This window comes from Mobilisporobacter senegalensis, assembly GCF_003752155.1.
Taxonomy (GTDB): domain Bacteria; phylum Bacillota; class Clostridia; order Lachnospirales; family Lachnospiraceae; genus Mobilisporobacter; species Mobilisporobacter senegalensis.
In genome coordinates this window covers 1-1,229 of sequence record NZ_RJVG01000028.1, presented here as the reverse complement: position 1 = coordinate 1,229, position 1,229 = coordinate 1, and the positions used below count along the sequence as shown (strand labels likewise).

Below are 1,229 nucleotides of genomic sequence, written 5' to 3'. Positions count from 1 at the left end.
GCTATGGGATATCTTATCTTGAGGGGGGCTTCACGCTTAGATGCCTTCAGCGTTTATCCCTTCCAAACTTGGCTACTCGGCCATGCCATTGGTATGACAACCGATACACCAGAGGTTCGTCCAACCCGGTCCTCTCGTACTAAGGTCAGCTCCTCTCAAATATCCTACGCCTACGCCGGATAGGGACCGAACTGTCTCACGACGTTCTGAACCCAGCTCGCGTACCGCTTTAATGGGCGAACAGCCCAACCCTTGGGACCTACTACAGCCCCAGGATGCGATGAGCCGACATCGAGGTGCCAAACCACTCCGTCGATGTGAACTCTTGGGAGTGATAAGCCTGTTATCCCCAGGGTAGCTTTTATCCGTTGAGCGATGGCAATCCCACTTTATACCACCGGATCACTAAGTCCTACTTTCGTACCTGCTCCACCCGTCGGTGTCACAGTCAAGCCTTCTTATGCCTTTGCACTCTGCGAATGGTTTCCAACCATTCTGAGAAGACCTTTGAGCGCCTCCGATACTCTTTCGGAGGCGACCGCCCCAGTCAAACTCCCCACCTGACATTGTCCACTGCCCGGATCACGGGCACATGTTAGAAATCCAATACTGCAAGGGTGGTATCCCAACAATGACTCCATGGCAACTGGCGTCACCACTTCCTAGTCTCCCACCTATCCTGTACATGCAATACCGAATCCCAGTATCAAGCTAGAGTAAAGCTCCATGGGGTCTTTCCGTCCTGGCGCAGGTAACCAGCATCTTCACTGGTATTTCAATTTCACCGGGTGCATTGTCGAGACAGTGCCCAAATCATTACGCCTTTCGTGCGGGTCGGAACTTACCCGACAAGGAATTTCGCTACCTTAGGACCGTTATAGTTACGGCCGCCGTTTACTGGGGCTTAAGTTCGAACCTTCGCTTACGCTAAGCTCTCCCCTTAACCTTCCAGCACCGGGCAGGCGTCAGCCCATATACTTCACCTTTCGGTTTTGCATAGACCTGTGTTTTTGCTAAACAGTTGCTTGGGCCAATTCTCTGCGGCCTCTATTTCTAGAGGCACCCCTTCTCCCGAAGTTACGGGGTTATTTTGCCGAGTTCCTTAACAATGCTTCTCCCGTCGGCCTTAGGATTCTCTCCTCATCCACCTGTGTCGGTTTACGGTACGGGTACAATAAAAACAATAGCGGCTTTTCTTGGCAGTTAGCTCACCAGCTTCCCTACTTTTA

General features: G+C 51.8%; 1 rRNA gene. It reads right to left on the bottom strand.

Annotated elements, in window-relative coordinates:
- Positions 1 to 1,229 (bottom strand): 23S ribosomal RNA (locus EDD66_RS18280); the annotation flags it as partial.